The sequence below is a fragment of the Halorubrum sp. CSM-61 genome, from assembly GCF_003781945.1.
GTDB lineage: Archaea > Halobacteriota > Halobacteria > Halobacteriales > Haloferacaceae > Halorubrum.
Genome location: NZ_RJJW01000001.1, coordinates 507,482 through 524,508, shown reverse-complemented (window position 1 = coordinate 524,508; position 17,027 = coordinate 507,482). Strand labels below are relative to the sequence as shown.

The 17,027-nt window shown below is 60.2% G+C and carries 19 protein-coding genes; 6 read left to right on the top strand and 13 right to left on the bottom strand.

What is annotated here, in order from left to right; all coding sequences use genetic code 11:
• Positions 1-53: 53 nt before the first annotated feature.
• The 7 genes from EDM04_RS02795 to EDM04_RS02770 all read right to left on the bottom strand — a co-directional run bounded on the left by EDM04_RS02795 (position 54) and on the right by EDM04_RS02770 (position 5,137).
• Positions 54-1,754 (bottom strand): DUF262 domain-containing protein, encoded by a 1,701-nt coding sequence (locus tag EDM04_RS02795; RefSeq protein ID WP_123619627.1) that lies wholly within the window; start codon positions 1,752-1,754, stop codon positions 54-56.
• A 387-nt stretch (positions 1,755-2,141) separates the two neighbouring features.
• A complete protein-coding gene (locus EDM04_RS02790; RefSeq protein ID WP_123619626.1) occupies positions 2,142-2,972 on the bottom strand; it encodes an IS5 family transposase in 831 nt (276 codons plus the stop codon).
• Positions 2,973-3,038: 66 nt separating this feature from the next.
• The gene (locus EDM04_RS02785; RefSeq protein WP_123619625.1) at positions 3,039-3,374 is read right to left on the bottom strand and encodes a hypothetical protein; all 336 of its coding nucleotides are present in this window, start codon (positions 3,372-3,374) and stop codon (positions 3,039-3,041) included.
• A gap of 23 nt (positions 3,375-3,397) precedes the next feature.
• Positions 3,398-3,679: a hypothetical protein gene (locus EDM04_RS02780; protein ID WP_206424410.1), complete on the bottom strand. Its 282-nt coding sequence runs from the start codon at positions 3,677-3,679 to the stop codon at positions 3,398-3,400.
• Entirely contained in the window at positions 3,676-4,341 is a 666-nt protein-coding gene (locus EDM04_RS18755; RefSeq protein WP_164471068.1) for a hypothetical protein, read from the bottom strand. Before EDM04_RS18755 ends, EDM04_RS02780 begins: the two co-directional genes overlap by 4 nt.
• Positions 4,338-4,469 carry a hypothetical protein gene (locus EDM04_RS18925; RefSeq protein WP_008458061.1) on the bottom strand — a complete coding sequence of 44 codons (132 nt, stop codon included), beginning with the start codon at positions 4,467-4,469 and terminating at the stop codon, positions 4,338-4,340. The genes EDM04_RS18755 and EDM04_RS18925 overlap by 4 nt, the downstream gene beginning before the upstream one ends.
• Positions 4,469-5,137: a DUF6166 domain-containing protein gene (locus EDM04_RS02770; RefSeq protein WP_394338972.1), complete on the bottom strand. Its 669-nt coding sequence runs from the start codon at positions 5,135-5,137 to the stop codon at positions 4,469-4,471. Before EDM04_RS02770 ends, EDM04_RS18925 begins: the two co-directional genes overlap by 1 nt.
• Positions 5,138-5,273: 136 nt before the next feature.
• On the opposite strand from EDM04_RS02770, the gene EDM04_RS02765 reads away from it, so the two are divergent.
• Entirely contained in the window at positions 5,274-6,638 is a 1,365-nt protein-coding gene (locus EDM04_RS02765) for a restriction endonuclease (RefSeq protein WP_123619622.1), read from the top strand.
• Between the two features lie 13 nt (positions 6,639-6,651).
• Here EDM04_RS02765 and EDM04_RS02760 read toward each other — a convergent pair whose 3' ends face one another.
• Genes EDM04_RS02760 through EDM04_RS02750 form a run of 3 tightly spaced genes read right to left on the bottom strand, consistent with a single transcriptional unit; the run spans position 6,652 to position 9,510 of the window.
• On the bottom strand, positions 6,652-7,185 hold the full coding sequence (locus tag EDM04_RS02760; RefSeq protein WP_049983746.1) for a hypothetical protein: 534 nt from the start codon (positions 7,183-7,185) through the stop codon (positions 6,652-6,654).
• On the bottom strand, positions 7,172-8,533 hold the full coding sequence (thiD, locus tag EDM04_RS02755; protein ID WP_049983745.1) for a bifunctional hydroxymethylpyrimidine kinase/phosphomethylpyrimidine kinase: 1,362 nt from the start codon (positions 8,531-8,533) through the stop codon (positions 7,172-7,174). The genes EDM04_RS02760 and thiD overlap by 14 nt, the downstream gene beginning before the upstream one ends.
• Before the next feature lie 47 nt (positions 8,534-8,580).
• Complete coding sequence (locus tag EDM04_RS02750) at positions 8,581-9,510, bottom strand: thiamine-phosphate synthase family protein (RefSeq protein ID WP_123619621.1); 930 nt, start codon at positions 9,508-9,510, stop codon at positions 8,581-8,583.
• Between the two features lie 166 nt (positions 9,511-9,676).
• Between EDM04_RS02750 and EDM04_RS02745 the strand changes: the two genes are divergently transcribed.
• The 5 genes from EDM04_RS02745 to EDM04_RS02725 all read left to right on the top strand — a co-directional run bounded on the left by EDM04_RS02745 (position 9,677) and on the right by EDM04_RS02725 (position 14,595).
• Positions 9,677-10,990 (top strand): NRAMP family divalent metal transporter, encoded by a 1,314-nt coding sequence (locus EDM04_RS02745; protein ID WP_049983743.1) that lies wholly within the window; start codon positions 9,677-9,679, stop codon positions 10,988-10,990.
• On the top strand, positions 10,987-11,538 hold the full coding sequence (locus tag EDM04_RS02740; RefSeq protein ID WP_049983742.1) for a hypothetical protein: 552 nt from the start codon (positions 10,987-10,989) through the stop codon (positions 11,536-11,538). Before EDM04_RS02745 ends, EDM04_RS02740 begins: the two co-directional genes overlap by 4 nt.
• Before the next feature lie 143 nt (positions 11,539-11,681).
• Positions 11,682-12,341, top strand: a complete 660-nt coding sequence (gene tenA, locus EDM04_RS02735; RefSeq protein WP_049983741.1) for a thiaminase II — start codon at positions 11,682-11,684, stop codon at positions 12,339-12,341.
• A complete protein-coding gene (locus EDM04_RS02730; protein ID WP_049983740.1) occupies positions 12,338-13,075 on the top strand; it encodes a TenA family protein in 738 nt (245 codons plus the stop codon). The genes tenA and EDM04_RS02730 overlap by 4 nt, the downstream gene beginning before the upstream one ends.
• Complete coding sequence (locus EDM04_RS02725) at positions 13,075-14,595, top strand: sodium:proline symporter (protein WP_049983739.1); 1,521 nt, start codon at positions 13,075-13,077, stop codon at positions 14,593-14,595. The genes EDM04_RS02730 and EDM04_RS02725 overlap by 1 nt, the downstream gene beginning before the upstream one ends.
• Positions 14,596-14,880: 285 nt before the next feature.
• On the opposite strand, the gene EDM04_RS02720 is transcribed toward EDM04_RS02725, so the two are convergent.
• The 3 genes from EDM04_RS02720 to EDM04_RS02705 form a co-directional block, all read right to left on the bottom strand.
• On the bottom strand, positions 14,881-15,276 hold the full coding sequence (locus EDM04_RS02720; RefSeq protein WP_049983804.1) for a hypothetical protein: 396 nt from the start codon (positions 15,274-15,276) through the stop codon (positions 14,881-14,883).
• Between the two features lie 81 nt (positions 15,277-15,357).
• On the bottom strand, positions 15,358-15,753 hold the full coding sequence (locus tag EDM04_RS19020) for a hypothetical protein (protein WP_321169367.1): 396 nt from the start codon (positions 15,751-15,753) through the stop codon (positions 15,358-15,360).
• 25 nt (positions 15,754-15,778) lie between these two features.
• On the bottom strand, positions 15,779-16,924 hold the full coding sequence (locus EDM04_RS02705) for an ISH3 family transposase (protein WP_123619196.1): 1,146 nt from the start codon (positions 16,922-16,924) through the stop codon (positions 15,779-15,781).
• Positions 16,925-17,027: the final 103 nt, after the last annotated feature.

Sequence of the window (17,027 nt, the reverse complement as noted above, 5' to 3'; positions counted from 1 at the left end):
GGCGCAATGCGTTCCGAACCGCGCCTGCACCCATCGCAGGCGCAAAACAGACGCTACGTATCGTCGATATGTGGAGTTCTCCAGATTGAGGCGACGCGCTCGGCGAGGTCCTGATTACGTTCCCTGATATTGTCCTCAGTCCAGCGTTCCAAATCGTCGAAGTAGCTGTTTAGTTCGACGTGGCTTTCCATCAGCAGTTCTCGCTTCTCTGCGAAGGGCCGATTCGAGAGTTCGGGGTTGTACCCGCTGAGAGTCAAATTACCGAGTGCGTGTAACCACTGGTCATGAATACGCTCCCACTCTTCGCCGAGCATATCCTTCCATTCGTCACCCCACTCGTTGTCATCGATTGTCTGGGGCATCACATGCTCTATCGTTAATTCATCGTACTGTACTGGCTCTTGGTGACCGAACTGCTCTTCGAGCGTCCAGAGAATTAGCCACGTTTTCTTCTTATCCCGGTTGTACATATCGAAACGATTGATATTATCGAAGAGTTCTGCGTCATCAGGCCACCCTTGACTCTCGAGATAGGAGAACAGCGATTCTTTCTCGTTGCCATCTTCGATTGAGCGGGCCGCAATTGGGAACGTCCGATAGTACCCTCGAGTACTACGACCGCAGATGAATCGCCGGAGCACGAAGCTTTCTAGTCCATGTAGGATGTCGAGGAGCTCATCGAGGCTGAGCTCATCGGAGTTCCAGCGGTCAAGCAAATTCAGGATCAATTGGTGCGCAGTCCCAATCTCCAGATATTGGATGCGTTCTAGCGCATCCGTCAGCTCCTCACGGGGCGCTGTCTCAGGCCGATGAATCCAGAGGTACAGATCGGCATAGTACGATAGTTTGTCAACCAATTCGTGGGGAGTCAGGTCTGCGGTTCGTCGCTTGAACTGGTGATAGATTTCGTTCTTCTGGACGTACTCACCGTTTCGCATCATATAATCCCGATAGAACTCGGTGAGATCGACCCCGGCATGACGGTCTGTTTCTTCGAATTTTTGCTCGAATGGCATCCAGTGATCGTCGTTGAACTGGTCCTGTTCGGTCAGAGATAGCTGCATAAAGACGTGATTCCGGATAAGATCCGATTCCTCGAGCTGGAGTCCACGCTCGTTTAACGTCTCAAAAATCGCATAGGGGTTCTCATCTTCAGATGTCGTAATCATCACCAGTGGAAGCTGCTGGATGATGATTTGCTTGAGCCGATCTAAGGTTTGTAGTTCGTCGTCGCCGTTGAGGTCGTCAATTCGTTCATAGAGGAACTCGTAGCTGTTATAGATCGAAGTATCCGCCAAATCCCCGTCCACAGACTCCTGCTCAACGATTGCGAAGAGGGCGTCTCGGTCCTCAGCGCGGGAGACGACCTTGAACTTCTCAACCCCGTCTTTGAACTCGTCGATAAGATACTTCTTGTTGATCTCCTCAGCGAAGTTCGTGTACTGTTCGCCCTCGATTTCGGCTGCGTAGTCACGAATAGCGCTCAAAAACAGTGTGAGCGAAATGAGGCGCTGCTGCCCGTCAATCACGAGATATTCGGGAACGGTCCCGGGTCGGTGGTTGCCGGGCATAACGACGAAGGTGCCGATGAAGTGTTCTTCTGAGATTGAGTCGGCTTCTAAGAGATTCTGTATATCTGACCAGAGGGCTTCTAATTCCTCTTGTCCCCACGAATAGTTCCGTTGGAATACTGGTATGACAAACTGCTTCTCGCCCGCAAATACGTTCTGGAGAAATTGATCTTCGGCGTCCATTCGTGAATCTATGATAACCACTTAATGCGAATCTCATAAACATAAGGGAAGTCACCAGATAGAATCGTCCTACACCGCCGTGATTCAGTCCTTTGTAGAGGTCTACGGCTCGGAAGCTGAATGTATGGTTTTTGATCTGTCGTTCCGGTCGCCTGAAGCAGCAACGCCCACCAATTCGCGATTGCATCGTCTCGGCTCCGCGAATAGGTGGTTAATCGAATTTTTTCGCTGAAAGGCGCGACGAACTTCACAAAAGGCAGCTGGATGGCCTGTTGTCAGCGACTACTCTCGTTCTTCGAGGACGATTCGCCTTGCCTCAGCTACCAGCCCGTGGGCATCAGCCATTGCTTTAGCAGGCTGTGTTGAATCGCTGTAAGGCGGAGAGATTCACTGTTTGACGAAGCGTTTGATGTTATAGACGACACACATCAGCGCGATTTCGCGGAACTCACGGAACCACGAGCGCGCTCGCACGGCGAAGCCGAGCGAGCGCTTCACAGCTGAGTTCACGGTTTCAGTCATTGAGCGCTGATTGTAGCTGTTATCGTCAATTCTGGCGTTGTGTGCGTGGTCGTACGGAGCGAAGATACGATGCTTGATCAGCGGTCTGATCGCGAGCTCACGTAATCCTTCACGAAGCGATTGCTTGTCATAGCCTTTATCGGCCGCGAGAGACCGCAGATCGCCCGCGTTCCGGCGGGCTATCTGCTCAGCAAGGTCTGCGTCGCTTCCGTCTCGGTTCGTTGAGCAGTGAACGTCAAGGACGGCTTGAGACGCTGTATCGACGAGCTTCGTGACTTTTAGTTTTTGAACGCGGTAGCTGATTCGCTGGCAGTAGTGGCGGCTTGCTGGTGAGCGGTCGTAGAACGTGGCGTCAATCGCGGCGTGTTCAGAGAGATCGTGCAGCTGCGCCGACTGGCGCAGCAGCACTCGACAGACGCTCATACTGATCCGGTCGAACGCCTTACACAACGTGGAGGGCGCGGGGAGATCGGCCGCGCTGAGGCCGATCTCCCCGGTTATTTGTGGCATCTCTTTGAGCAGGTCGATCGTCATGCGATACGATGAATCGAGGTAAATCCGCAGACAGTGAAGGGAAACGAGTGCATAGTCGGCGAATCCGCCGCCACCGTCCGGGGCGGCGGATTCGCCTCCATCGCCAGTAACTCTTTGAGCAACCGGCACAACTTCCTCGATGAAGCGGGAGATCTGCGTCATAGACAACCGCATTCTCCCGCTTCAACTCCTTTGATTTAGCGGCCTACCTCGCTGCTGTATGGCGATTCAACACAGCCCTTTAGCATCAAGAGCGACGGCGGCCCCAACACCGTCCTCAAGGACGAAGTTCATCTCAATAACGTTCTCGAAGCACTGCACCAAGCAGGTGAGATTTCCGTGGTCTCCCGAATAGGTGTCTTCATAGATTGGAGCAGTTAATGATTCCATCCGAGAATCGTCGATCGCGGATTCAATCTCCTCGGTAGTATATTGCTCAGCGACATCATCCCTGAGATAGACGATCTCGTAGGAATTCTCCTCGTATTTCACGATACTACGAAGGTGTCCATCTGTTCGTTGCTCGAAAAAGTTCTCGAGACGGGTGGCCATCCTTGTCGCCATATTACCATCTCTCGTCTCTTTCACTATATGTGTACGGCAAAGAACCCGGCGTAATATTTCACGTCGACCGATTTCTTGGCTGAGGGCTGGAGGATGAACCATCGCTCGTGGTCATCTCGGAACAGGTAGCGTTCGGTCCCCCTGTTTTGGAGGTATATTGGGTCACCCCTGCCGGGGACGAGCCGTAGTCCGAGCGACGGCGATACCGGTTTCAAAAGCTGGTCGACGACCGATGGGCCGTCATCTGTCTGGCTGTCCGAATCAGCCTCCGCTACGAATTCATCGAGACTGGCATTCGTGGTCACGGGGACCACCTCCCGAGTGAGGCCTGTTCCCGGTCGGACTCAGCTGGAACTTCGCAGAGAAACCGCCACTTTGGCTGCTCTCGGATCTGCTTATCGGGGCGATTTCCCGCTTGGCTGGGGTCCGTTTTACCGGCACAGTGCCAGCCCTTGTCTCTGAGCGCTTTGATCATCGAGCCGTCGAAGTCGGCTCGCACGAACGTCAGCAGGAGCCGAACGCCTCGTCGCCGACCGTGCCGACGCACGAATCGTTCCATCGACCGGGCGAGGGCGGCAGAGGCGAGATTGGGGAAATCGACGCCGATGCAAATCCGTGCTGCCTCGACGATTTCGTCACCCTCGAATCGCGTTCCGTCGTACTCCAGCGAGCGAATCAGCGGATAGCGCCACGTAATCGCACCTAGTAGCTGGTCCTGGTAACAGAGTCCGTGATGGACGAGATTCGTCCGGGGGACATCGTCCATATAGGAGTGATGTGCTTCGTAGATCGCGCCGGCGACATGGCGCGGGATCGATTCGATATGGACGCGTTCTGCGAACCGCAAACCGAGCGGCGCCGTGACCGGCTGCCCCTCCCGATGGATGGGACACGAGCACCCCTCGGGGGTAGGCGTATACTGGAAGCCGGTACTCCGTATTTGGTCTAGAGAGTGAGTTTCGGTCACGAGTCGGTGTCGTCGGTGCGCTCCTGTCGGTCGTTGTATCGCTCCAGTTCACGCCCGATTTTCTCGAGCGCCTCGACACCACGTTCGAGGAGCTGATGGGTGGCTCGCGCCAGTCGAAGCGTCTCCATCAGTGCTCCCCCTCCGGGGGTTCGATGAGGTCGTTGCTCTCTTCGGCGAGTTCTTGGATTACCCGTTCCACGTCAGCCTCCTCGACAACTGTCCGATGTGCGAGCGGGGCAGGATATGCCCGGTCACCCTGGCTGCAGAGCACGACCAGCCACTCGTCGCTTCCATCCCCGAGCACGATGTAGTGGTCGCGATCAGCGCGCTGGAACACTCTTCGATCAGGGCGGGAGACGGTTCGCCAGTTCTCGGGGAGCGTCGGTGACGGCCGTCCACCGTCGGCGAGGGCGACGACGTCGTCGGTAAGGGTCGTCATCGCGGCGTCGATCTCCTCGCCAGTGAGGTGCCAGCACGCCGCTGCACCGTCGCACTCCAGCTGTGAGACCACCTGATTCCGGAACGCGATGTAGTGCTCACGGGCGAACTGCTCATCGTCGTAGTAGTCGAGGAGGAGCGCGCACGCGAGCTGGGCGGGCCCGCTACCACTGTACCCCCACTCAAACCCGCTCGGACTGTGGTTGACGAGGTCCAGACTGCGCTTGAGGGAGAGTCGCCGATGCTCCGAGAGGTTCAGGACGACGGCTTGGCCGTCGACGCGGAAGCCGACGTATTCGACTGCGTCTCGGTGAGCCTGACCTGGCGATGCGACTGGAACCGATTCCGAACTGGCCATAGGTACATTCCCGTTCATTCGTTGCTCGCAGGCGGTTCGGTTACCCCCGCACCCCTCTCAGGGGTTCAACAAACAGGATGGCGTAGCGTTCGGCAACGTATTTGGCAGTTGCAACGTATTGTCCACATAATTGAGGATGGCTGTACTGGACGATCTCTCGGGGTTCGAGTTCGAGGACGTGATGGAGGACGTGTTCCGGAACCTCGGCTACGAGAACGTCCGCAAGGCCGACCGCACGGCTGACGAGGGTCGCGACGTCATCATGGAGGAGGTCGTCGACGGCACGCGGCGCGCGATCATCGTCGAGTGCAAGCACACGGGGACAGTCGGGCGGCCGGTCGTCCAGAAGCTTCACTCGGCGATCGCGACGTTCGACTTCGACGGCCCGAAGCGCGGGATGGTCGTCACCACGGGTCGGTTTACGAACCCTGCTCAGGAGTACGCCGACCGCCTCCAGCAGAACGACGACCCACATCCAATCGAGCTGCTCGACGGCGAGGACCTCCGGGAGATCGCCGACGAGATCGGCCTCGACCTCTACAACGGTCGCATCGAGATTCTCTGCGACAAGACCCTACGTCCCTACGACCCGGCCGCCGACGTCGACGCGCCCGTCGCGGAGGCGTTCCGCGACGTCGAGAACATCGAGGCCGCCGACCTCCCAGACCCGCATTCAGCGGTGACGTTCCGTCCGGTGGTCGCGGTCACCGCGGACACGAACGCCGTCTTCGAGACGTCGGTGGGCGTCATCCATCGGATCAACGACCGGACGCGATTCGTTGCCCACGCCGAACGCGGACAGCCGCAGGTCGTCGACGAGGACGTCGCGACGCTGGTCACCGAGAACCTCCACGCGACGGTCGATCTCGACGCCGAGCAGTTCGGAGAGGTGTTCGATGACGTCGAAGAGCGCCGGTTCGGCCAGACGCAAACGGAGTACAAGGACTGGGCCGTCGAGCGGCTCCAGCAGCACCACACAACGACGGTGACCTACACGGGCGACAACAACGTCACGTACAACAAGACCTGTGAGCCGAACCGCTCGGACATCTCTGTCCAGTCGATCGAACCAGTGTACCTCCCGGAAGTTCGGCACACTACCGACGTCCAGGAGTACACCTACCCCTACGAGTACTACGTGGCAGGCCCGTCGAGAGTGACCGCCGAGGACGGCATCCATCAGTGCGTCCACTGTGACACGAGTGGCGTCACCGAGACGTACACCTACTGTCCGAACTGCGGGGCCATCGCCTGCTCCAGCCACACCAAAACGGAGCGGCTGGAAGGCGAACCGGTCTGTACGGGCTGCGCGGTGACGGAACGGTTCGCATTGAAGACGAAGTACTTCTACGACGAGGAGAATCTCGAGGCGTTCCGCGAGGAGTACGCCGATATGCCGCTTCACAAGAAGGCGATGGAGAACAAGTTACTGGCCGGGGGAAGCGTTGTCGCGACGGTGCTGCTCGTCGTCGGACTCCTCGTCATCGGCGGCATCATCTGAGCGGGCTACGCGTTCACGCAGGCTCAGCGACCAGCTCTTCGAGCGCCTGCTCAAGCGGGCCGTGGAACTGCCAGCTGGCCCGCTCGAAGGCTTCCTCGGTCGGACCATCCCAGCGCGGGAATGCGGAGTGACCACTCACCTTGACCGTCCACTCGGATGGCTCCTCGAACGGGTTCCGGGTCGGAAGTTCAACGACGTAGAGGTACTCTTCGTCGCCGTGAATGCCGTCGGCTGGGTTCTCGACGCCGTGACCGAGCAGGAACATCGGCTGATCAAGATGCTCCATATTGTCCGGCTCGAGGAGATCCGAGGGTTGGTCGGCGTGGATGCTCCGGTTACGCCCTTCGTCCACGTAGAGGGTCATCGTCGAGAGCGTGTCGAGGAACAGGAACGGGACAGCAGCGTACGCAGACCCGCGCTCTGTTCGCGTCTCATCGAGCAACTGCTTCAGCTGCTCAAGCTCACGGAGGACGCTGGCGGTATCGTCGTCCGAGTGTCGGTAGTTTTGTGCAATCCAGTTGCCCTCGGACGGTTCATAACTCCTCAGCTATCGAGAGTGCACGGGCCGCAAGATCGGCGGCGTCGCTTGCAAGCATGCGCGTGATCGGTTCCTTGCCAACGTCACCTCGGTCGAAGACGACCGCCGGCGTGGTTTCGACCTGCTCGAAGGCTCGCTCGGCCGCCCAGCCCATGGTCGAGCCTTCCTCGTCAGGTTCCGGTTCGTTTGAGCGGTCGATCTCGACAACTGGGGCATCAATCTTCTCCAGGGCTGCCTCGATGGAATCGTCGAACCGGAGGTTCGCGGCGAACCGGATGTCGGGGTCGTGCTCCCGCGCCGACAGCAGGAAGCGGGCGACGTGGCTCGAGGCGCCGAAGCGTGTTCCCCGCGTCACGCGGATTCCGGTCATCGTCCGGGCGATCCGTCCCTCGACGGCGACGGTCTCATCCGGCCGTTCTGCGTAGGGCGTGGCCCCGACCACGTTCATCCCAACCTCCGGAACGATCGACGACACGCCAGTAGAGACCAGCTGCTCCACGACGGACTCGACAGCTTCCTGAGTGGGCTGTCTGGCTGACCGATCCCGGATATTCGCGAGGTGGTGGACCGGTCCTGGTCCCTCGCCGACGTCGAGCGGGTATCTGATGGCGCGGGTCATGAATGCCACGCCGGATTCGATCGCCTCCGGGATGTCATCGCCGTGAGCCAGTCGTGCCGCGATCGCACTCGAAAGTGTACATCCCGAACCGTGTGTCGCGTCCGAGTCTACTCTCGAGTGCTCAAGTGTGGTTACGTCGTCCCGAGTCACGATGACATCTCGAACGACATGCTCATCGCCGACATGGCCACCTTTCACAAGTGCTGTGTCGGCTCCCATCTCCACGAGTCTCTGCCCCGCAGCCTGCATCGAGTCCGGATCCTTGACCGGGATGTCTGTGAGTATTTCGGCTTCGTCAGTGTTTGGCGTCACGACCGCTGACTCGGCGATCAACCCCTCGTAGGCGGCTGCAGCGTCATGATCGAGCAATTGGTCGCCCGAGGCGGCGACCATAACCGGATCGACGACGAAGGGCACGTCCATGTCAGCAGCGTACGACGCAACCCTCTCTACGACGGGTTCAACACCCAACATGCCTGTCTTGACGGCCTGTAAATCGAAATCGGTACGGATAGCCTCAACCTGGGCCTCGATTTCCTCGACCGGGACGGGATGGATCGACTCCACGCCAACGGTGTTCTGTGCCGTGAGGCTCGTGATCGCACTCGTCGCAAAGGTGTCGAGTGCCTCCATCGTCTTGAGGTCCGCTTGGATGCCGGCGCCACCGCCCGAGTCACTCCCGGCGATCGTCATGACCTGGGGGAGCTCAACCGGGGCTGGCCCTCGTACTGTGGGCATATCAGTGATATAACCGACGAGTACAAATCGGTAATGGTCGAGCCGCGTCACTCGGCTTCCTGGACCGTCTCGAGGAGCGAGACCGCGAGGCGAGCGGCGTCTTCCGCGGTCTCCCCGAGGACGTAGGTAATGGGTTCGATCCCGAATGCGCCGCTGTGGTAGATGACTCGCGGAACGGCATCCCGAGACGCGAACCGATCCAGGAGTCGCTGGTTCCGGTCATCGTACTCGGCGTCGAACTCCATCGGGTCGAGCCCCCGGGCCCGAGCGGTCGAGAGGAGCGCATCGTCGGTTGCGATGTTGACCGCACCACGTAGCCCGTCGTCCTGGGCCATCGCAGCTAGCACGACCGTCGCGACGTGTCGCGATGCCCCGAATTCCGGGTTTGCTGGGATTTCGACGCGACCGTCGACCGCATAGATCCGCCCGGGAATCGCTGCAACCTCGGAAACGTCGTTCGCACCGGGGAGCGCAGATCCGACGTTCGTCCCGACGTTGGGGACGTATGTCGCCATCCCGGGTGCTGTCGCAAGGATGCGTGCCGCCGTCCGGACGTCCGTCAACGTCTCCCGTTCTGCGGCGAGGCGCTCGTCGGTGCCACGGACACAGAGGTCACAGCCGAGACCGGCGAGCGAGGGCATCGCCTCCTCGTGCAGTTCACACACCGGGCCACGGTCTTCAAAAGCCCGAACGAGCGCGAGCAGTTCATCGAGCGCCTCGTACCCATCCATGTGTCCGGAGGCGAACCCCTCGGCGATACGCGTAACCGTCTCGGCGGTCAGCGGATGGTCTTCGATGCGTTCTTCGACTGCTACGTCGCCGCTGATGTACTTCGAGACGGCGGCCTGGGAGACGCCGATATGTTCTGCCACCTCTTGCTGGGTCATCTCCCGATTAGCTAGTTCCCCGGCGAGACAGACACGGATGGTGGGGAGGACCCGCTCAACGACGATCTCGCTCGGGAGGTGGAGTGACATACGGATAGGATCAGTTGCCCCACAATAAATCGTGCCCACCGGTGAACGAAGTCCGTATCTCATCGAAACCGTACGCATCGAGTGACACAGGCCTAACCGGGCCAGGCCGACTCCTCGGCGTCCGCATCGGGGTACTTTTTTACCCAACCCAATATTCTCTGGTAATATGACTAGCGAATACTCACTTGAGGTCGGGACAGTCCGCGAGTATTTCGGCGCGATGGGGCCCTCCTGGGTCGCGGGGGCAATCGCCGCCGGTCCAGCGACGATGGCGAGTCTAATCACCGCGGGGGCGATCTTCGACTATCAACTCCTCTGGGTTGTCGTGCTCTCTGCCGTCGCTGGCACCCTAGCACAGTACCTCGCGATGCGGCTGGGGCTGCTTACTGAGCGGGGAATTGTCGGCGTCGTCGAGGACCATCTTGGAGAGACCTGGGCGTGGATCCTGGTCGCGGACGTCGTCATCGCGGCCGGTGTCGCCCAGCTCGTCATCATGAAGACGGTCGCTTCCGTTTCGGCGACGATCACTGGGATCGACCCACGCCTCTGGGGCATTGCCTGGGGCGGCATCCTCGTTTTGGGTCTGGCCGGTCAGGGATACCGATTCGTCGAGCTCTTCGCGAAGCTGCTAGTCACCGCGGTCGTCCTGGCCTTCGTTGCCTCACTATTCGTCGTCTCGATCGACATCGGCCAGGCTACCCAGGGGTTGATACCGACGCTGCCCGGCGGCAGCGCACTGGTCGCTGCAGGCATCCTCGGGGGCGCGGTCCACATCACGCTTATCACCATGCACTCCTACACGATGCGAGCCCGGGGCTGGACGGAACGTGACTATGACCTCGCGACGGTGGACGTTCTGGCGTCGATGCTCGTCGCGTTTGGCATCTACAGCATCGCCATCTTCCTTGTCACAGCGAGTACTCTGACCGATCCGGATCTGACGACCGTCGGTGCAGCCCAAGCCCTCGGACCCCTGGTCGGCCCGGCCGCTAAGTGGCTGTTCCTGCTCGGTCTCGGCGCCGCTGCCGTCTCGACGCTCGGTGGCAACACCATCGTTCCGCCGTTCCTCGTTGCCGACAAACTTGGCTGGGGCACGACCGTCGAGGATACGCGGTACCGGGTGCTCCTCGCACTCTTTGCTGTGTTATCGGTGCCGGGTGCGTTCATCGGCGGTGAGGTCATCGGCCAGCTCGTCCTCGTTCTGGCTCTTGGCACGGTTGGCACGCCCTTCGCCATCGCCGTCGTCCTCTATCTGTTGAACGCTGAGAGTGTTGGCGCCTCGAACTCAACGCTCGCGAACCTCGGCGGGCTTGCCTTACTCGCCGTTTCGGGTGGTCTCGCGGCCAACTTCGTCAGGGTACAGATCGCGACCGGCCTCGATCTGCTTTCCGGACTCGTACTTATATTCGCGCTCGTTCTCGCTGCCGCGACGCTCGTCCTCTTTGGACAGTACGTCCGCGAGGAGGTGCCTCTAGCGTGACTGGGCTTCCGTTCCCGTTGACCGGCTCGACGCTGATCGTCGGGCCATCCCAGGTCGGAAAGACTCGTCTCACGGCCCGCGCCCTCGAGGCCTGGGTTGGACGGCATGGTACTGATGGAGTCGTGGTTCTGGAGTTCGCGCCCGAACTAGAACGCGACGGCCAGATCCTTGGCGGTCGCTTGGACCGGTTCACTACTATTCCTGACGGTGTCTGGCACGGCGTCCTCGACGCGCATGCCCCCCGGGCGGAAGGGGCCAACGAGGCAGAATCGGCGACACTTGCGAAGGACAACGCCACCCGTGGTCTCGAGGTTCTGGAGGCTGCCCCGGATCCAACCGCTGTCTTCGTCAACGACGCGACCATCCCGCTCCAGCACACGTTCGTCGAGGTAGATACGCTCACAGGCTACTGCGACCGTGTGCGCTGCGCTGTTCTCAACGCGTTCGATTCCGACGAGCTTGGAACGGACGACCCGGTGTCACGTCAGGAACGGGCAGCACTGTCGGAACTCCGTTCTTGGGCGAATCGGACGATCGAACTGGACTGACCGTCGGAACCGAAGCGGATCTATTGCATCGGTTCGATAGTGAAATCGCCGTCAACTACAGGTTCGAAGCCATTGACAACGTTCGAGATATAACTAACTAATATAGGCAAGTTATATCCTCTCTCAGACGGTACGGCTCGCTAGTGCCATTCAGCGATACCCTTCTTGAGGCGGGACAGGATGTATGGGCGGCCCAGAAGGAGCACCCCTTCGTCCGCGAACTCGCGACCGGAACTCTCGACGAGGCGGCGTTCGAGCACTGGATCAAACAGGATTACCGCTACCTCCTGGACTACGCTCGGTTGTTCGCGATTGCGGGCACGAAGGCTACCAACGAGAAGACGATGACGCACTTACTCGGCGTGGCCCACCAAGTGCTCGACCACGAAATGGACCTTCACCGTGGCTTCGCGGCCGATTACGGAATCTCCGACGGCGAGCTCGAAGCAGTCGAGAAGGCGCCCACATGCGTGGCCTACACAAATTTTTTGATCCGGACGGCTTACGAGGGCTCGATTGCGGAGATCGCGGCCGCACTGTACCCGTGCATGCAGGGCTACCTCGACGTCGGAGAGCATATGGCGTCGCTCGCCACCGACGAACACCGGTACACACCCTTCATCGAGATGTACACCAGTGACGAGTTCCGTGACGCGACAAGCTGGTGTCGCGACTTCGTTGACCGATGTGGCGAACAGTCTCCCGGTGAACACGACGCTATGAGGGCGGCGTTTCTAACTAGCGCGAAGCTCGAGTATCGGTTCTGGGAGATGGCCTACACGCAAGAAGGGTGGGGTCTATGACGGACGTCCCCGATAGGTATAACGACTACCGGGCCACCGTCAGCGACCCCCGGTTCACTGACTGGCTGCGGGAGCGTGCCGAACCCGACTGGACGAACGCCGTCGATCATCGGTTCACCCGTGAGATCGGTAGTGGCGCGCTCTCCGAGACGGTCTTCGCCGACTACCTCATCCAGGACTACGCGTTCGTGGACGTTCTCGTGAGTACGTTCGGCTTCGCAGTGGCCCAAGCACCCGATGTCTCAGCGAAGCGCGCGCACGTCGAATTTCTCGACACCCTGACTGACGAGGAAAACGACTACTTCGAGCGTTCCTTCAGCGCGCTTGGCGTCGATGATGCTCGGTGGAAACAGACAGAACTGTCCACGACCACAGCCGCGTTCGTCGACTTGCTCGGTCGTACTGCCCGCGAGGGCGGCTACGCCGAAACACTCGCAGCCATCGTTCCAGCGGAGTGGATCTACGCCGAGTGGGCGACACGCGAAGCTTCAGCACACGAATCGACTGCCGGGCTTCCGTTCTACTTCGCCGACTGGATAGCGTTGCATGCCAACCCCTCCTTCAAGGAATTCGTGACCTGGCTCCGCGGCCAGTTGGACGCCCATGGCCCGACGGTCTCTTCCGCACGGGAACGGGAGATCGAGCGAATCTTCTGCCGGACCGTCGACCTCGAAGTTGCCTTCTTTGACGACGCCTACGCGGCCGTTGAGACCGACGGGGAGGGTAGGCAGTAATGGTTTCAACAGCTGTCGCACTCACCGCTGTCGTGCTCACAGTACTGACCGTTACCGCTTTCGGCCTATTAGCGGCTCGCGGCCGGGTCCGATCCGTCGAGGATTATATTTCCGCCCGCGACTCAGCCGGTCCCGGAACCCTCACCGCTACGATCATCGCGTCGATGATGGGCGTCTGGATACTGTTCAGCCCTGCCGAGGCCGGGGCCGCCTTCGGCGGGCTCCCGGCCATCCTCGGATACGCAATCGGGAGTGCGGTTCCGCTCCTCCTGTTCATTCCGGTTGGCACACGCATCCGTGCCATTGTTCCGGCCGGCCACTCACTCACCGAATTCGCGTACGCTCGCTTCGGGACCGGAATGTACCTGTTCGTGCTCGTCGTGTCCGTGTTCTACATGTTCATCTTCCTCGCGGCCGAGATGACGGGGATTGCCGGCGCCCTCTCACTCGTCATCGGGATCCCCCAGTGGCAGACGGCCCTGCTCGTAGGCGGATTCGTCTTGATCTACACGGCGTATGGGGGACTCGTGGCGAGCATCGTCACCGATACCGTCCAGACGCTCGTCCTGCTCCCGCTGCTCGCCCTCGGTTTCGGTGGCGCCGTGCTTGCGTTGGGTGGAACCGCCGAAATACACGCTGCAGCGATCGCTGCGGACGCGCCATTGCTGGATCCGACGTTCGGGCCCGGGCTCACGTTCGGCGTGTACGTTGCCTTCGCCATCCTCGGTGCGAATATGTTGAACCAGGGAATGTGGCAGCGCGTCTACGCTGCCAACGGCGAATCGTCGCTTCGGTGGGGATTCGGCGTCGCGGCCGTCGCAGTCACCCCGATGATTCTACTAGCTGGGTTGTTCGGTATCGCTGCGGCCGCTCTCGGGCTGACCGAATCCGGCGGTGCCAGCATCGCGTTCTTCCTCGTCCTCGAGTCAGCCTTCCCGAGTTGGGTAACGCTCACGGTCGTCGTCCTTGCGGTCCTGCTCGTGATGAGTTCCGCGGACACGATGTTCAATGCCATCGCGAGCGTCGTTACTGCCGATCTCGCGCGGTTGCTCGATCAGCCAACCCAGCGGGCGTTGTGGGTGGGCGGTCGCGTCTTGACCGGGATCGTCGGGATCGGGGCGATCGTCATCGGTTCGCAAGGGTATAGCGTGCTTGAACTGTTCCTGACGGCAGACCTGCTCGCGGCTGGGATTTTTGTCCCGTTTCTCGCCGGCCTGTATTCCGAGCGGCTTTCAGGAGCCGGGGCTATTGTCTCGAGTCTGGGTGGGCTTGTGGTCGGTGTCGCCTACTTCCCGCTCCTGCGTGGACCGGTCGCGTCGATTCCGAGGCTTGGCCCGCTGCTTCCCGCACCCGAGTTTCTACCCGCTTTTGTCGGGGCGACTGTCGTGTCAACCGGCGGGACGATTCTCGCTATTGCCCTCTGGGACGCCGACGTCGACCTCTCCAGCGTGGATCGTGATATCCGGAGCTTGGATGAACCGGTCGCCGATGGGGGTCCGAACGGGGGGGAAAACCAATGACCCCGTCGGTCATGGCTGTGTTCGGTCTTGCGATCGGTCCGACCGGCTTTTCGGTACTCGTGTGGGGCGCTATACTCGTCGTCGTACTCGTGTTCATCTTCATCGTCAGAGCGTTGATTCTGGACACCCATCGAACCTGACTCGGACGCCCACGGTGTGTACGAGTCGAACTATTTTCTGGGATACTCAGCGCGAATATAGATAGTGGGTGAAATAGCAGGTACGCATCCTCCATGCAGCAGAGTCGCTGACACCTATCACCGACTGAGGGTTACAACTAAACCACTACGCCAAATGTGACACCTCTGATGGTTCCTCGACGTCGTCGAACTCGCCGCGCTCGACAGGTTCCCAGTCCTCACCCGGCTCTGGACTCCACCAGTCGACCTTGTAGGCGCCCGGTGAGCAGAGGATCTTCACGCGGGCCGACCCATCAGGCAGGTCGCGACGCAGTTTCTCGTCGACGTGGAGGTTCCAGGTCGTGGTTGTATCGAAGCAGGCGAGCACGGCCTCCTCGTAACCGCGTGTTTCTCGGGATTCTTGGAGTTCGACCTGGGTGTTGCAGTTCTTGCAGAACACCCCCTCGAAGGGGATGTGAGTGAAGACCTCCTGCCCGCAGACGGGACACCAGAGGAACTCGAACAGTGCCTCACTGTGTCGATCTAGTACTTCGAGGGTCATTGGTTGACTCACCCGGTTGTACCGGGCCACCACCTCGTGCCCGGCCGAAAAACAGCGCCCAGCGCTCACTCACTCACTCACTCACCGTTCGGCGCCGTAGACGATGCGTGAGGGGGCTTCGTACCCACAATCGGGGCAGTCATACCACCGCTGGACTTTCGCCCCGTCTGCCGCCTTCTCGCCGACGCGAACGTCGTCGTTCGGACACTCCGGGCAGTTGAGGTCCGGTGCGGGCCGCTCCCGGAGCTCGTCACGGAACGATGTCGCATCCTTCGTCTCGTATCCCCGCGACCAGACCGGGTAGCCGTCGATGAGGATCAGTCGATCACATCGACAGCTGCGTAATCTCGTCTGATGGCGATGAATCAGATGGAACTGGTCATGGAGCGTCTTCGAAGCGCTGGTGAGTGTGATCTTCAGGATGGACCGTCGCTGTCGGCGGCGCACTGCCGCCGACGCGACAGTGTCGCCACTCACGACCGCTATCTAAATCGGTGGACAGCTACCGGAAGAACCGGTTGTCGAGTGGCTGGTTCGCTGGAATGGACCTACGTACACCAAGCGCTGTCCAAGCGGCCCGCAGCACCATCTCACAGAACTCCGTGAACGACCACTGCCAGAGGCGGCGCCCCCCGTGGCGGGGCGCCGCCACGTACTTCCAGTGAAGATACCGCCAGCTGTTCTGGAGCAGCAGGCTCACCACAAACATCACCAGCCGTAGCCCAGCGTCCTGAGAACTGGTGAATGCGAGGCTCTGCTTGGCTAATCGGTAGCTCGACTCGATGCCGAAGCGCTTGCTGTAGTGTTCTCGGGCATCCCGTGGGGTGTCGATAAACGGCGCGTCAGCGGCGTAGCCGTGACGCGCCACCCCGTGTTCGTCGTATCGTCCCTGTTGGTAGACGCAGTCGATGAACACAGGGAACGTTACCTTGCCGGCGAGATCGTGTTCGATCTCGCGGCTCCAGCCGCTACTGAGTTCGTCTTGGATCGTTTCACCCCACTTGACGATCGGCATCACGTAGGCGTAGTTGTGCGTGGACAACAGCCCAAGACAGGTGCTGTTGTAGAATCCGCGATCGAGATAGACGGCCTTGACGCCGAGGTCAAGGCCGTCGAGGAGCTCGAGAAACTCACCAAGGACGTCGCTGGTGGTGTCGCCAGCGACAAGCTGGCGCACCGCCAGCGTGTACCGCTTGTTGCGTACCCGCGCGTACAGCGTCGCGTACGCGTGAAACGTCGTCGTTCCCCGTTTCGCCTGTGAGGAGTACAGCGCTTCCGTTTCGTCTTCATCGCCGTAGTAGGGGTCGAGGTGGAGGTCTGCACAGACCTCCACCGGTCGATCTGGAAGCGTCTCAAGCGTATCTCGTTGAAGTAGCGTGTCGCCAACCGCCTCAACGGAGTCAAGTTCGAACTGCTCGGTGAGATGTCCTCGGACGGTGTTGGCGTGTGGCGAGTCCTCGGTCGTTTCGCAGACGTGATTGATCGAGGTCCCGCCGGCGCTGGCGCCGGCGAGGACCTCGTACAACGTCTCTGTCGTGACCTTGACGTTCTCGTCGAGATCTATCGCAAGCTCTTCGTTGAGGCTGTTGACGACAAAATTAAGGAGGTGCTCTTCTTCTATCTCGCTGTCTGCTTCGGTAGCTTCCACACCCTTCCCAAGCAGACACTTTCACTCAAACCCGATGTGATCGACTGAGACTACCGACGGCGCCGCGATCGAACGGCTCGACCGCGCGTCAGCCCCGGCGCTT